Source organism: Vaccinium witches'-broom phytoplasma str. VAC (genome assembly GCF_000309405.1).
Classification (GTDB): domain Bacteria; phylum Bacillota_I; class Bacilli_A; order Acholeplasmatales; family Acholeplasmataceae; genus Phytoplasma.
The window spans coordinates 1-15,805 of record NZ_AKIN01000080.1 but is presented as its reverse complement, the minus strand read 5'-3'; the positions used below and the strand labels follow the sequence as shown (position 1 = coordinate 15,805).

Annotated in this window: 13 protein-coding genes; all 13 read left to right on the top strand. The window is 28.4% G+C overall.

Annotated features, from left to right (window positions below; translation table 11 throughout):
- The first annotated feature begins 89 nt into the window (after positions 1 to 89).
- On the top strand, positions 90 to 278 hold the full coding sequence (locus tag RI68_RS01970; protein ID WP_017193577.1) for a hypothetical protein: 189 nt from the start codon (positions 90 to 92) through the stop codon (positions 276 to 278).
- Between the two features lie 17 nt (positions 279 to 295).
- Entirely contained in the window at positions 296 to 514 is a 219-nt protein-coding gene (locus tag RI68_RS01965) for a hypothetical protein (RefSeq protein WP_017193576.1), read from the top strand.
- Between the two features lie 183 nt (positions 515 to 697).
- Positions 698 to 943, top strand: coding sequence for a hypothetical protein (locus RI68_RS01960; protein ID WP_017193575.1), 246 nt, complete (start codon positions 698 to 700; stop codon positions 941 to 943).
- 434 nt (positions 944 to 1,377) lie between these two features.
- Positions 1,378 to 2,772 (top strand): asparagine--tRNA ligase, encoded by a 1,395-nt coding sequence (gene asnS, locus RI68_RS01955; protein ID WP_017193574.1) that lies wholly within the window; start codon positions 1,378 to 1,380, stop codon positions 2,770 to 2,772.
- Positions 2,773 to 2,819: 47 nt separating this feature from the next.
- Positions 2,820 to 3,914: an ABC transporter ATP-binding protein gene (locus RI68_RS01950; RefSeq protein ID WP_017192166.1), complete on the top strand. Its 1,095-nt coding sequence runs from the start codon at positions 2,820 to 2,822 to the stop codon at positions 3,912 to 3,914.
- Positions 3,915 to 4,859, top strand: a complete 945-nt coding sequence (locus tag RI68_RS01945; RefSeq protein WP_017193573.1) for a carbohydrate ABC transporter permease — start codon at positions 3,915 to 3,917, stop codon at positions 4,857 to 4,859.
- A gap of 18 nt (positions 4,860 to 4,877) precedes the next feature.
- Positions 4,878 to 5,792: a carbohydrate ABC transporter permease gene (locus tag RI68_RS01940; RefSeq protein WP_017193572.1), complete on the top strand. Its 915-nt coding sequence runs from the start codon at positions 4,878 to 4,880 to the stop codon at positions 5,790 to 5,792.
- Entirely contained in the window at positions 5,776 to 7,353 is a 1,578-nt protein-coding gene (locus tag RI68_RS01935) for an ABC transporter substrate-binding protein (RefSeq protein WP_017193571.1), read from the top strand. The genes RI68_RS01940 and RI68_RS01935 overlap by 17 nt, the downstream gene beginning before the upstream one ends.
- A gap of 75 nt (positions 7,354 to 7,428) precedes the next feature.
- Positions 7,429 to 8,391, top strand: coding sequence for a DHH family phosphoesterase (locus RI68_RS01930; RefSeq protein ID WP_017193570.1), 963 nt, complete (start codon positions 7,429 to 7,431; stop codon positions 8,389 to 8,391).
- Positions 8,392 to 8,416: 25 nt separating this feature from the next.
- Positions 8,417 to 9,787 (top strand): tRNA uridine-5-carboxymethylaminomethyl(34) synthesis GTPase MnmE, encoded by a 1,371-nt coding sequence (gene mnmE, locus RI68_RS01925; protein WP_017193569.1) that lies wholly within the window; start codon positions 8,417 to 8,419, stop codon positions 9,785 to 9,787.
- 70 nt (positions 9,788 to 9,857) lie between these two features.
- The gene (gene thrS, locus RI68_RS01920; RefSeq protein WP_017193568.1) at positions 9,858 to 11,783 is read left to right on the top strand and encodes a threonine--tRNA ligase; all 1,926 of its coding nucleotides are present in this window, start codon (positions 9,858 to 9,860) and stop codon (positions 11,781 to 11,783) included.
- Between the two features lie 1,056 nt (positions 11,784 to 12,839).
- The gene (locus tag RI68_RS01915) at positions 12,840 to 15,026 is read left to right on the top strand and encodes an ATP-dependent helicase (RefSeq protein WP_017193567.1); all 2,187 of its coding nucleotides are present in this window, start codon (positions 12,840 to 12,842) and stop codon (positions 15,024 to 15,026) included.
- A 58-nt stretch (positions 15,027 to 15,084) separates the two neighbouring features.
- Positions 15,085 to 15,805, top strand: a 721-nt coding sequence (locus tag RI68_RS01910) for a glycosyltransferase (protein WP_017193566.1), incomplete at its 3' end; no start/stop codon positions are given.

Sequence of the window (15,805 nt, the reverse complement as noted above, 5' to 3'; positions counted from 1 at the left end):
ATTTTTTTTAATTTATATCTTTTGTATAAATTACCTAAAAAAATTTTTTTCTTCCAGAACCGATTCCTTTTATCAAAAAAATTGATGAAATGCTAGAAACTTTAGGGAACGAATCTTTAAAAAAAGAAAAAGAACGACTTTATCAAGAGATTAAAGCGCTTGAAGAAAAAAAAGCTCCTTTAGACGAACAAAACAATAAATATCAAAAAAAACTCTCAATTAAAGAACAAAAAATTAATGATTTACAAAAAAAATCGAAACAAAAAGAACAGAATTAAAACAAATTGAAAAAGATTTGTCAAGAAAAACCACAGAAGCCGATAATTCACAATCTATTTCAATGGATAAATATAAAATAAAATTAAAAGAATTAAAAAAACAATTAAAAGTTCAAGAAACTGCAAATCAATATATTTTAATAATGATTACTATTGCTTTGACTTTTATTTGTTCTATTATTTTGTTAATTTATACTAATAAAATCCGTATACAGGGTTATAATAATCAAAATTAATTATTTTTTAGATAAGGATAATTTCCAAAATACTAAAATTTTTCTCACTAACTCAAATTTAAAGATTTGTGTAAAAACTTTAAATTTTTTATAAATAATAGAAAATTTTTTTAATAAGGAGCAAAATCGTCAATAAAATTAAGGGAATAAAATATATTTTGATTATTTTTTTTATATTTTTTTTTGTTAATATTTTCGCCAATTTGGGCTATTTCTATACGTAATTATCAAAAGGATATTCAAATTGAATTTTCTATTGAAAATCGTCCGGAATTTAATTATCAAGTTATGTATGAAAAATTTTGTGATGATATTTGCGAACAAAATGGTTTTACCAAAGTTCCTAAATATAAGTTAAATTTCGAAGGCAAGAAAACAGAGGATGTTTTTATAAAAATTTGGGACAAAGATACTACAGACATTTGTTAAAGTTAATTCGTGAAAAATAACTTGACAATTATATATAAAATAACTTATAATTTAAGTGAATTATATTTATTTGTTTGCAAAAAAGTTTTTAAATTTTTCCTAATTTTTAATGATTATTAAAACTCTTAAATAGGTAGTTAATGAAATCTTATTATAAAATTAGTTTTTAAAACCTGAATATCGATAAAACAACGTATTTATCTTATATTTTGTATGAACGAAAACTTTTATCTTTTTTAGTTTGATTTTCTTTTTATCTATTTATGCATTATTTTAATAATTATTGATAAAATGATTCTTTTCCGCGGAAACATTATAATTTGATTTGAATAAAAAAATATGATTTGATGATTTTGTTAAGATTCTGATGAAGAATTAAAAAAATTTTTTAAAATGTTAATAATTATTTTATTTTATTGGCGGGAGATAAAAAAATGTGTTCTGTTAAAGATATTTATACTGATTATACTCTTTATTTAAACAAAAAGATCGCCATTAATGGTTGGATAAAAAATGGTCGTTTTCAAAAAAAATTTATTTTTATTGATTTAAATGATGGCACTTTTGTAGATGACTTGCAAATAGTTTTAAAAGAATATGAAGGGATTGATTTAAACGAGATTAAAGACTCTTTGACGATAGGAGCTGCTGTAAAAGCGGAAGGTGTTTTAGTCGCTACTCCTAAAGCTAAAAAACCTTTTGAATTGTTAGTTTCTCAAATACATATTTTAGGCAATAGTTCTTATGAGTATCCTATTCAACCTAAAAAACATTCTAAAGAGTTTTTGCGTACAGTTGCTCATCTCAGATTAAGAACTAATCTCTTTGGGGCAGTTTTTCGCCTTCGTAACACAGTTTCTATGGCTATTCATCATTTTTTTCAACAAGAAGGATTTATTAACGTGCATACACCCATCTTAACTGGTAGTGATGGCGAAGGAGCGGGTCAATTATTTCAAGTTACAACTTTGGATTTAAACAAAGTCCCTTTAAACGCCAATAAACAAATCGATTATAAACAAGATTTTTTCGGACAACCGGCTTATTTAACTGTAACGGGTCAATTAGAAGCTGAAGCTTTCGCGACCGCTTTTAGTAAAGTTTATACTTTTTCCCCTACTTTTAGAGCGGAAAATTCTCATACTCAACGTCATATGTCTGAATTTTGGATGGTAGAGCCAGAAATGGCTTTTTATGATTTAGGACAGAATATAGCAATGGCTCAAAAAATGCTCAAAAGTGTGATTTCTTATTCTTTAGAAAAGAATCAAAAAGATTTTGAATTTTTAGATCAAAACGTCGAAAACGGTTTAATTCAAAGATTAACCACTATAGCTACTTTGGAAAAATTTCCACAAATAACGTACGAAGAAACAATTAATCTTTTATTAAAAAGTGAAGTAAATTTTGAACAAAAACCTTTTTATGGCGGCGATTTAGCTACAGAACATGAAAAATATTTAACGGATACGGTTTTTAAAGCGCCTGTTTTTGTGATCAATTGGCCTAAAGAAATTAAAGCGTTTTACATGAAAAATAATCCTGATAATAAAACAGTAGCTGCTATGGATCTTTTAGTCCCTAAAGTAGGTGAATTAATTGGCGGTTCACAAAGAGAAGAAAACTTAGAAGTTTTGCAAGCTAAAATAAAAGCTTTTAATATTTCCCAACAAGACTTAGAATGGTATTTAGATTTACGTCGTTTCGGTACATGCGTTCATTCCGGTTTCGGCTTAGGTTTTGAAAGGTTAATGCTTTATTTAACTGGTTTAGACAATGTTAGAGATGTCATTGCTTTTCCAAGAGTACCGAATAATATTTCTTTTTAACTTTAATAAAAACAAAATCAAAAAAAGGATACTAATAAAAAACGATCATGGGAATTATAATGAAAAATGTTTCCAAAATTTTTACAAATCAACAAACTAAAAAACAAACTTATGCAATTAAGGACTTAAATTTAGAAATTAAAAAAGGCGAATTAGTGAGTCTTTTAGGGCCTTCCGGTTGTGGTAAATCCACTATTCTTTATATGATTGCTGGACTTTTAAAAGTTAATGAAGGGGAAATTTTTTTTGAAGACCAAAATGTGACTCATCTTCCTCCTGAAAAAAGAGGAGTAGGTTTGGTCTTTCAAAATTACTCCTTATACCCGCATATGACAGTGAAACAAAATATTATGTTTCCTTTGCAAAATTTAAAAATGCCTAAAGAAAAAATACAAGAAGAAGTAGATAGAATAGCGGTTTTAACTTCTGTAGAAGAATATTTAGATAAAAAACCAGGAGAACTTTCTGGCGGCCAACAACAAAGAGTCGCTATCGCTCGTGCTTTGATTAAAAACCCTAAAGTATTGTTATTAGATGAACCTTTATCTAATTTAGATACTAGATTACGTTTTAAAATGAGAGACGAAATTAGAAGAATACAAAAAAAGACCAAAATTACTGCTGTTTTTGTCACACACGATCAAGAAGAAGCGATGTATATGAGTGATAAAATATATGTGATGAATAAAGGTTATATCCAACAAACAGATGTTCCTAGAGAAATTTATAACAATCCTGCCAATTTATTTGTAGCCTCTTTCTTAGGCGTTCCTCATATTAATATTTTTAACGGCAATATAGATGATGGTGAGGTTAAAGTTGGCAATACAGTGCTTTTTAATAAATCACAATTAAAAGGACAAAAAAAAGACGTTCATATAGCTATCAGACCAGAAGGTTATATTTTAGAGGAAAAAGGTATTTTTGAAGTTCAAGGAATAGCGATTGAAAGTCTCGGCAGAGAAACTGTTTTATTGGCTAAAAAATCAGAATCTTTGCATACAATTTTTCAAATTATCATCCCTACTTATAAACAAAAAGAATTGAATTTCGCTCATATTAATAAAACCACCGTCCGTTTTAACATTATGGAACATAGATGCTTTGTTTTTGATAAAACTGATGGTAGTAGGATTTTATAAATGTTAGAAATTGCAGGTCACAAAAAAAATAAACATTGGTTTTATTTAGCTCCTACTTTAATTGCTTTAACTTTGTTTTCTTTTTTTCCTTTAATTAAAAATATCATTATTTCTTTTAATGGCGATTACCAAAAATTTAGCGATTCTTTTAGTAAAACGGACTTATTAAGTTTCCAGAATTATGATAAAGTGCTTCGTGATGTGGAGTTTCGTTACTCTCTTAGAAATACTTTAGTTTTGGTCGTTTTAGCAGTCCCTATTTCTTTAACCTTTGCTTTAGTTATCGCTTTAGCTTTGAATAGCGTTTATAATCATTATTTAAAAGATCTTTTTAAAACTTTTTTCTTTTTACCATTGCTAGCTAATACGGTTATTATGGGCATGATTTTTAGTTCCTTTTTTTACCACAATAACATCCCTTCTATTAATAAGCCAGAAGGCTTATTTAATAATTTTTTAAGTCTTTTTGGAATAAAACCTAAAAATTGGATTAATATTTCTGCTCCTTATATGAATAAAATGTTTGTTATTATTTTTTATAACATATGGTACAGACTACCTTTTAAAATTTTTGTTTTCGTATTAGCTTTACAAGATATTAATAAATCTTATTATGATGCTGCGAAAATTGATGGGGCATCCAAATGGCGCATTTTTATTAAAATAGTATTGCCTTTATTGGCACCAGTGCTTTTTTATCAATTTATTATTGAATTATTGACAATCATGAAAGAATATGAAACTGTTGTTGGAGTTTTCGGTAAAAACGCTGATTATAGAATTCAAACTATTGTGGGTTATATTTATTCTCAAATCAATAGTCCTAATTATAATTCTTATTCTAAAGGTGCAGCAGCAGCTGTTATATTATTGTTTTTTTCTGTTTTATTTACAACAATTAGTTTTGTATTACAAAAAAAGAAAAAAATAAATTATCGAAAGTAGATAGCGAAGAAAGAAAAAATGAGTAAAATAAAATCTTTTTTTAAAAACACATGGGAAAAAATACAAAAATTCAAATTGAAGCATAAAATTAATTTTTTTTCTATTATGAAATTTAGTTTTTTGTTTTCAGTTCTTCTGTTTTTGACCTTTCCTTTTTATGTGATGGTTATTACATCTTTAAAAAATAAAGCCGATATAGACACAAATAACGCTTTAATGTTGCCTAAAAGTTGGGAATGGAAAAATTATCAAGAAGTTTTTCGAATACAAAATTTTAAATTTATTAAATACTTTTTAAACACTTTATTGATGGTTATCATTTCTACCACTTTAGGAACTTTATTCGCTGTTTTGGCAGCTTTCGCTTTAAGTATTTTGAATTTCTCTTTCCAAAAAACTATTGTCGCTCTTTTATTTATAGCGATGATGATTGCTAGTGAAACCTTAGTATTGGCTAATTTCCGTACTATAGCTCAATTGGGGATGGTTGATACTGGCAACGGCGCTTCCTTCCCTTTAGGGGTTACTTTCGCTATGGTGTTACCTTATTTAATTAACGTGGTTCATGTATTTTTAATTATGCAGGCTTTTCAACGCGTTCCTAAAGAATTGTATTATACTTCTAAAATAGACGGTACTACCGATTGGGAATACCTTTGGAAAATATTAATTCCCATCACTAAATCTTCGATTATTGTGACTGTTATTTTTAGAACAGTAGCGGCTTGGAATGCTTATTCTTGGCCAGAATTAGTAGGAGGTCAATTATTAACTAATATGATAAGAAAAACATTTGACGGAGAAAGTGGTATCGATCAGTTGCACCTACAAATGGCGGTTTCTGTTTTGATTAATTTACCATTATTATTAATTTTTATTTTTGCAAAAAAATACATTATATCTGGGGAAAATAAAAGTGGCATCAAAGGATAATTTTAAAAAAAATAGTTTATTTATTGGTTTATTTTTTTTGTCCATCTTTATATTGATTTATATTGCCCATTTGTTCGCTTCACCTAAGGATAAAAAATTTTATCAAAAAGAATATGACGATTTGAAAACTTTAGTTGAAAAACAGTTTAAAAAGGCAGATCAACAACAAAAATATTTCAACGATCCTGATAAAAAGATAGAAATTGTTTTTTGGCATAATTTATACCCAGAAGAAAAAGAGGTTTTAGATAAAGTTATTAAACAATTTGAAAAAACATATCGTAGCATTAAAATTAAAGAAGTTAATAAATCAAACTGGGGTAATATCGCTAAAAGCGTAGCTAACGCATTGCCGGTTAATAAACAACCTAATTTAGTTTTTTCGTATCCCGATCATGTGGAATTTTATTCTAAATCTCATAAGGTAGTGCCTTTAGATATTTTTATGCAAGGAGATGATGCAAACATTAAAGGTCAATTTTACACAACTTATTTGAAAAAAAATACATTAGAACATGGATATGATGGAGGAGAACATTATTACAGTTTCCCTTTTAGCAAAACAACTGAAACACTTTTCTATAATAAAGATATGTTTAAAGACTGTCGCAACGTTTTAAACCGTGACCTTCCAGACTTAGTCATCGATGAAAATGGTGTTATTTCCCCAAAAGATGAATCAAAAGGCTTAACTTGGGAACAATTAGAAATCATTGCCGAAAAAATGAAAGAATTAAAAAAAAACGTAAACGGCTTTATTCCGATAGTGCTCGGTAGCGAAGCAAATTTATTGAATACTGCTTTTCAACAATCGGGAATAAAATTTCCAACAACTCAAAAAGAAGCTGAAGAATTTTTAAGAGGAGAAAAAGTACAAGAAGTCATCAAATATTTTAAAGAAAAATTTTACAATACAGGTTATATGACTACTTCGAAAATGAACGGCGAACAAAAAGCTTTAGATATGTTTTGTCAAAAAAAGAGCAGCATTTTTATTGATTCTACAAGAATGGTTCATAAAGTTCAAGAAAGCGATTTGAAAAATGTAGGTTTATCAAAGGTTCCTTTGTTAACGTTAATAAAAGAAGAATGTAAATATAAAAATGTGATGCAAGGCGCTAATATAAATATGTTTTATTCTTCTGAAAAAGATGAAATGTTAGCTTCTTGGTTATTTTTAAAAACTTTAACTTCTCGAGAAAACCTTATTGACTTGTTAAACGCCACAGGGGGTTTAAACATCACAAGAACAGATATTTTTAACCAAGTGGACAACAAAATAAATGACCCTTCTAAGTCTAGTCCAATAACTATAGAACCGAATACCCTTCATTTTGCTTCTTTACAATATGCCTACAATAATCAAAAAACAGACGATAAACAAGAAGACAAAATGTTTTTTGAAACACCTATTTTTTCTAATTCAAACTTTTTACGAACTGTTTTATCCGAATTATTTACTTATGTATTAGCTATTGATCAAAGTATAACAAAGGATGCATTGAAAAACGAAATCAAATCTTTATGCGCACAAGCTGCTACAAGAATAGAGACTAATTAATCTTACATAAAAAACATTAATCATTAATGATAATTAATTACAAAAAACAATGAAAGAGAGATGCTCATAAGCATAATGGATTTTATTAAACAACAAATTATTAATTTTGATACCATTATCATTCACGGACACAAAAGACCGGATGGAGATTGTTACGGTTCTCAATTAGGTCTTAAAGATATTATTCAAGAAAACTATCCTCATAAAAAGGTTTATGCCGTAGGAGAGGTTAATCCTAAAATGGCTTTTTTAGGAGACATGGATTCTATCACAGATGAAACTTACCAAGGCGCTTTATCAATCGTGGTTGATTCTGGTAACGCTAATATTATTAGTGATCAAAGATATAAATTAGGTAAAATGATTATCCGAATAGATCATCATTTATCAATGGAAGAGTATGGCAATTATCAATGGGTAGAACCTCAATTCGCTTCTTGTTCCGAAATGATTTATAATTTTAAAGAATATCATAACTATAAAATAAGTCTTAAAGGAGCGATGCCGATGTATGTAGGAATAGTAACTGATACCGGTAATTTCCGTTTCGATAGGGTAACGGATAAAACTTTACAAATGGCTTCAGAATTGTTGCAATTTGAATTTAAGGCTTTTGAGATAGATAAAAAAATCAACACGCAAAGTTTACAAATGTTAAAATTAAAAGGTTATATTTGTGAAAATTTTATCGCCGAAGATGGTTTAATTTATATTCAAATTTCACAAGAAATCATTAAAAAATTTAACTTTAGTATTGATGAAATTTTTTCTATAGTTAATATTTATAGTAATGTTGCAGATTATCCTGTTTGGGCTTTTATCGTAGAGATGTCTAATCAAGAATGGAAATTAAGCATCCGTTCTGCCGGTCCTAAAATTAACCATATTGTAAGTAAATTTGGCGGCGGAGGACATTTAAGAGCTTGTGGTGCTTTTGTGAAATCTCAAGAGAATATTGATGAAATAATTAATTCATTAAAACAATCCATTAAAGAGTTTAAACAAGAAGAAGCCTTTAACATAAGTGCAGAAAGTTAATAAATAAAAAAAGTGTGGTGAAGTCATGTACGAAGAAACTATTGTTGCTATTTCCACTCCTTTAGGAACAGGAGGAATCAGCATTATCAGAATCAGTGGCGCTAAAGCGATCGAAAGTATAGACCAAATTTTCAAAAGTCCTAAAAAAAATTTTACTTTAAAAGAAGTTCCTTCTCATACTATTCATCATGGTTACATTCTAGACCATAAAAGAGATATTTTAGATGAGGTTTTAGTGTCAGTTTTTAAAAAGCCTCATTCTTTCACTGGTGAGGATGTAATAGAAGTGCACGGGCATGGTGGTATTTTAATTACTCAACTTTTATTGGAAAGAATTTTATCCTTAAACATTAGAATAGCTGAACCAGGCGAATTTAGTAAAAAAGCCTTTTTAAATGGTAAAATAGATTTAATCCAAGCAGAATCTATTATGGATTTGATTCATGCTCAAAACGAGCATGCTGTTAAATTATCGCATCTAGGTTTACAAAAAAAAACGTCTGAACTCATAGAAAATCTAAGTAAAGATATTTTAAGTTTAATAAGTAAAATCGAAGTTAACATTGATTATCCTGAATACGAAGATATTCAAATGATGACTAATGATATTATTTTACCAGAAGTTCATCGTTTAATTAAAAGTATGCAAGATATTTTAGATCATTCTGTAACAACGCGTTTTTTAAAAGAAGGTATTAAGACTTTAATTATTGGCAAACCTAATGTGGGCAAATCGAGCTTATTAAACGCTATTTTAGACGAAAAAAGAGCAATTGTTTCTGATATAGCTGGAACTACTAGAGATTTTTTAGATGTACATGTTAATATTAAAGGCATTTCTTTAAATTTAATTGATACTGCAGGAATTAGAGAAACTGATGATCCTTTGGAAAAAATGGGCGTTTTACTGTCTAAAAAATTCTTCAAAGAGGCGGAATTGGTTTTATTATTATTAGATCAAAGTCGTCCTTTAAGCCAAGAAGATAAAGAATTACTAGAAACGACTAAAAACCATCCACGTATTTTAATCGGTAGTAAATCCGATTTACCTTCTGAAATGAATTTTTCTTTTTTAGAAGAAGAAATTGTTTTTATTTCTAACATCACCAAAGAAGGGATTGAACAACTCAAAGATAAAATTTTAAAAATTTTTCAATTAGACCTGATTGAAGAAAAAAACTTTAATTATTTATCTAATTCTAGACATATCCAACAAATGAAAAATGCTTTGCAAGCTTTAAAAAATGTTATTATAGATATTGATCAACAAATTCCGATAGATATTCATATTATTTCTTTAAAAGAAGCTTATGTGGCTTTAGGTTCTATTGTAGGCAACAATATTAATGAAACCTTAATGGATGAATTATTTTCTAATTTTTGTTTAGGAAAATAGTTCTTTTAAACAGGTTTTTATGTATAATTTATAGTATTGAATAAAAGAAAGGACTAGAGTATTTAGCTTTATGATTAAAATACGTTTTAATAATGATGTAATAGAATCTTTTCCTAAAGGAATTACTCCTGTTGAAATCATTCAACAACAAAATTTACGTTTTTCTACTAAACCAATAGCCGCTTTATTTAACGAAAAAGCGATCGAGTTAAACCGTCCTTTAGAAGAAGATGGCACTTTAGAAATCATGATAGAAAAACATGAAAAAAGTTTGGAAATTTTAAACCATAGTACTGCTCATTTAATGGCCCAAGCGATTAAAAGGCTTTATCCTGAAGCTCTTTTGGTTTTAGGTCCAACCATTAAAGAAGGTTTTTATTATGATATCGATTTTCAAAATTCAGTCGTTTCGGAAAATGATTTTGCGACAATCGAAAAAATGATGCAAACTATTTCACAAGAAAAATTAGCTATTGTGAGAAAAGAAGTTAGCTACGAAGAAGCAGAAAAGTTATTTGCTGATAATATTTACAAACAAACTATATTAAAAAATATTAAAGACCCTATTTTAAGCGTTTATACTCAAGGTGAATTTACTGATCTTTGTCGCGGCATCCATCTGACTAATACTAAATTTATCAAACATTTTAAATTGTTAAAAACATCTGGTTCCTATTTTCAAGGCAGTGTTAAAAACAAAGCTTTAACAAGAATTTATGGTATTTCTTTCTTTCACAGGCTAGATTTGAAAAATTATTTAAATTTATTATTAGAAAGAAAACAAAGAGACCACAAACACATCAATAAAGAACAAAATTACTTTATGTTGTCTCCTGAAGTAGGAGCGGGTTTACCTTTTTGGTTACCTAAAGGCGCTACTATACGTCGTATTTTAGAAAGATATATTGTAGATAAAGAATTATCTTATGGTTATCAACATGTTTATACTCCTATTATAGCTAATACTAAATTATACGAAGAATCAGGACATTTAGAGCTTTATAAAGATAATATGTTCCCTATTATGGAATTAAAAAAAGAAGAAAAACTGGTTTTAAGACCGATGAATTGTCCTCATCATATGATGATTTTTAAACAACAATTACGTAGTTATAAAGATTTACCTCTTAAAATCGCTGAATTAGGAATGATGCATAGATATGAACATTCTGGAGCTGTTTCAGGTTTGCAAAGAGTAAGAGAAATGACCTTAAATGACGCTCATATCTTTATCACTCAAGAACAAATTAAAACCGAATTTGTTAAAATTATGAGTTTAATTTTTGAAGTTTATAAAGATTTTAATATTACGGATTATTTTTTCAATTTAAGCACCAGAGATCCAGAAAATAAAGATAAATATTTTAATGATGATAATATGTGGCATAAATCTGAATCTATCTTAAAAGAAATTTTAAATGGTTTAAACATCAAATATAAAGAGCAAAAAGGTGATGCTGCTTTTTATGGCCCTAAATTAGATGTCCAAGTTTTAACTGCTTTATGCAATGAGGAAACTTTATCCACTATTCAATTAGATTTTCTGTTACCGCAAAGATTTAAATTAACTTATATTGGTAAAGATAGTAAAGAACATGCTCCTATCGTCATCCATAGAGCAGTTATTTCCACAATAGAACGCTTTTTAGCTTATTTAATTGAACAAAATAAAGGTGTTTTTCCTTTATGGTTAACCCCTTTACAAGTTGTTTTAATACCTGTTAATGCTCAATTACATTTAGAACATACTAAAAAAATACAAGAAATTTTATTGAAACACAATTTAAGAGTAGAAATTAACAATAAAGAAGCTACTTTAGGGTATAAAATTAGAGAATCTCAAAAAGCCAAAATTCCTTTCCAAATTGTTATTGGCGATCAAGAGTTAACTAGCAATCGTTTGACTTATCGAGAATACGGCGATAATAAACAAAATAACGTTTCTGTAGAAGCATTTGTTTCGATGTTAAATGATAAAATTCAGCAAAAAAAATAATTTATTTATTTTGAAAAAAGAAATGAAAAAAATTTGCTGCAAGGTATACATCATAATGAAACCATCTTTAAGGATGGTTTTTTCTTTGTATGGTATCTTTTTTGTGTTTTGCAAATATTGTTGATGCATTAAAACTCTTTTTGGGCTTTAAAATTAATAATTAATGAAGTTGTTGAATAAATTAGTTTAGTTTTTCTTTGTTGATAATTTCTTTTTCTAAAAGCAAATTAGCTATTTTATCTAATAATGACTTATTTTCTTTCATAATCTTCGTTGCTTGTTTACGACAATCATCATCATGGCGAGAAAGATGCCTAAATATCAGCAGATTTAACGAAACTGCACGACTTTCTAATAGTCGAATTCACTGGTTCGGGTCTGATATTCGAAAGAAGTCAGAGTTACAGCAGCAGAACCTGAAAGCGGATTAATTCCAAAATCTAACGGACAATAGGAGTTTGCAAGAATAAACCAACGCCACGGAAAAGGACTGAAATAACACTAAGACAATTAATATATATTTTGATGAGTATATTAAAATCACGACATCTTCGGATTGCAGTCATTAAATCGACAACTTCCTCGCCTAGCTGACTAAACGGATTTTGCCTATCCGGTCATTATAACCGGTTAAAAAACCAAAGTCAGCTCGCTTAAAATCGTTTATTTTAGCAGATATTTAGAAGCAACTTCTTATCCCCTAAACCTCACTGGCAACAGTAAAACATGGCGAATAGAGGCAAGGAGACAGCAGACCATAGTAGTAGAGTCATGAAAATTTAAAGCCAATGTTGAAATACATTCGGTGCACCACCTCATCGCGGCAAAGGCGAACGACCTTCACAAGGCGAAAGAGAAAATTTAAGTTCGCGTTGAGACATTAAGCAGAGGAAACTCATGAATGAGACCAACAAATAAGCAATTATCCTTTATAAAAAGGTAGCTTATTTTGTTATAATATTATTACGTTACAAAGTAGTTATTGTCCATCATCTTTTTGCAATATTACTCTTTTTACAATAAAAAAATCATTTTCACAAAGACAAGAAGGTACTCATGTTGTTAGAAAAATCATGGTTAGAAACATTAAATCCACAACAAAAAAAAGCTGTTATCTATACAGAAGGAGCTCTTTATGTTATCGCTGGGGCGGGAACAGGTAAAACCAAAACTTTAACTAGTCGAATAGCTTATTTAATTCAACATTTAAACATTTCTTATGATAAATTTTTAGCTATTACTTTTACTAATAATGCGGCTAAAGAAATGAAAAATAGGGTGCAAAATATTATCCAAATTCCTAATGCAGCTCTTCTTAATATTTATACGTTTCATGCTTTTGGTTTTCAAGTTTTAAAACGTTTTATCCATCGTTTGTCATACAATTATGATTCGCGCTTTAATATTGTAGATGATAACGATTCTAAAAAAATTATTAAAGATGTTGTTAAAGCGCTTAATTTAGATTCTGAAAAATACTTGCCTTCTTGTTTAAAAAAACAAATTTATCTAATTAAAACAAAAAATCCTCATAGAAAAGATGCTCCTCCGATGGATCATCATATTGAAAAAATATATAATGCTTATCAAACTTATTTAAAAAATAATAATTTAATCGATTTTGATGATTTAATCATTTATACTTATGAATTATTCTTAAATTATCCTGAAATTAGAACTTTTTACCAAAATAAGTTTCTGCATGTTTTAGTCGATGAATTTCAAGATACTGATTTCCATCAATACCAAATTTTAAAACTTTTAGCCGAAAAACATCATAATTTATTCGCTGTAGGAGATCCGGATCAAAATATTTATTCTTTTAGAGGCGCTAGTAAAGAAAATAACGATCTTTTTGTGCAAGATTTTCAAGCTAAAAAAATTATTTTAGAACAGAATTATCGTTCTACTAATAATATTTTAAAAAAAGCGAATTTATTGATTAAAAAAAATCATAATGGTTTCGGCAAAGAATTAAAAAGTTCTTTAGGTGATGGATTAGAGGTCTTTTTTAACCAATTTATGAACGCTAATTTGGAAGCTGATTTTGTCATTAAAGAAATTGATCGATTAGCGTCTAAAAACCAATATCGTTATGGAGATGTCGCTATTTTATATCGTTATAATACTTTAGAAAGGCTCTTTGAAAATAATTTAATGAAAAAAGGGATTCCTTATAAGATATTAGGCAATATCTCTTTTTACCAAAGAAAAGAAATTAAAGATTTAATAGCTTATTTAAAAGTCTTAATGGATACTGATCAAAATTTTTACCTCCAAAGAATCATTAATGTTCCGAGCAGAAAAATAGGTAAAGTAACTTTTAAAAAAATCGAAGAAATCAGTCAAAATCAAAACCTTTCTTTCTTTACAGCCTTAAACCATTATCCTCCTGATTCCAAAATTATCAAACATATTGTTTCTTTTCAAACTTTAATCCAAAAAATGAAAGATAAACTACATTCCCATTCTTTTAATAAATTAGAAGAAATAGTCGATTATGTGGATAAAACAGTTGGTTATTCTGATACTTTAAGAGAAAAGCCGGATTCTTTAGAAACTCAAAACGCTCTAGATTATATCCAAGAATTGAAAAATGTGTTTGCTGAAGCGAACACAGAATTCGAAGGAACTATGTTGGAAAAATTAAAACAATTATTAGATCAAATATCTTTATATAGTCAAGATAAAAGAGATGGCGATGATCAAGTTAAATTGGCTACTGTCCACAAAGTAAAAGGGATGGAATTTAAAGTGGTTTTCATTATTGGTTTTGAAGAAAATATTTTCCCTTTAAACAATAGTAAAGATCCTGACGATACTTTTGATTTAGAAGAAGAAAGACGTCTAGCTTATGTCGCTATTACAAGAGCGAAAGAACGTTTATATCTTACTAGTGTCGCACAAAGAATGAAATACGGGCAATTTGTGAAATTAGAAATTTCTTCTTTTGTGAAAGAAATGAATTTTCCTCTAACTAATCTTAATAATGCTTATTTTAATAAAACTATGAAAATTAGACCATCTAATCCTCATCAAGCTTTTTTATACCAAATAGGCGATAAAGTAGAACATAATACCTTTGGTCGTGGAACAGTCATAGAAATCAAAATATCTTTAATCACTATTTCTTTTTTGCCTCCTTACGGAATAAAAAAATTAGACATCAAACATCCTTCGTTTAAAAAAGTGGAAAGTTTAGCTTCTACTTTACAAAAACAGAATCATCATTTTGATGAATAAAAAAGGCGGCAATATCTTTTATGTTAGTAAATAATGCGAAGAATTAGAAGGTATAAAAATGAAAATAGGTCTTTTTACAGATTCATATGAACCATTAATTAGTGGCGTTGTGGTTTCTGTTAAATCTTTAAAATTAGGTTTAGAAGATTTAGGGCATGAAGTTTATATTATCACCCCTAATTCGCCACAAATAAAAGAAGAAAAAGATCCTCATATTATCAGGATCAAAGGTTTGCCAGTTCCTATAAAAGCTTTAAAAGGTTTTTGTTGGGTGGTTAGTTATAAGAAATATCTACCTTTATTAAAAGATCTAAATTTAGATATTATCCATCTACACACTGAATTTGGCATTGGTTCTTTAGCTCTTTATACGGCAAAAAAACTTAATTTACCTGTTGTTTATACTTTTCACACGATGTATATTGAATTCATCGAAATGAACCAAAACTTTTGGTTAAAAATGTGGAAAAAAACTATTATAAAATATTTTGATAAGTTATTGACTAAATATATTTCCGCCGTAGAGGCGGTTATTGTTCCGACCCCTAAAGTGCTTAATTTTTTACAAGAGCGTTATCCTATCGAAAGTAATTATCACGTTATTCCTACTGGTTTTAATTTAAAGCTTTTTTATCAAGAAAATATATCTTCTGAAGAACTTCGCCAATTAAAAGAAAAACTAGGTTTGAGGTGCCCCACAAAAGTGGTGCCAAAAGAAAAACAACTAATTGAACCAAATTGTTTATTAATTAAAAATAAACAGTTTGGTTTTTTTATTT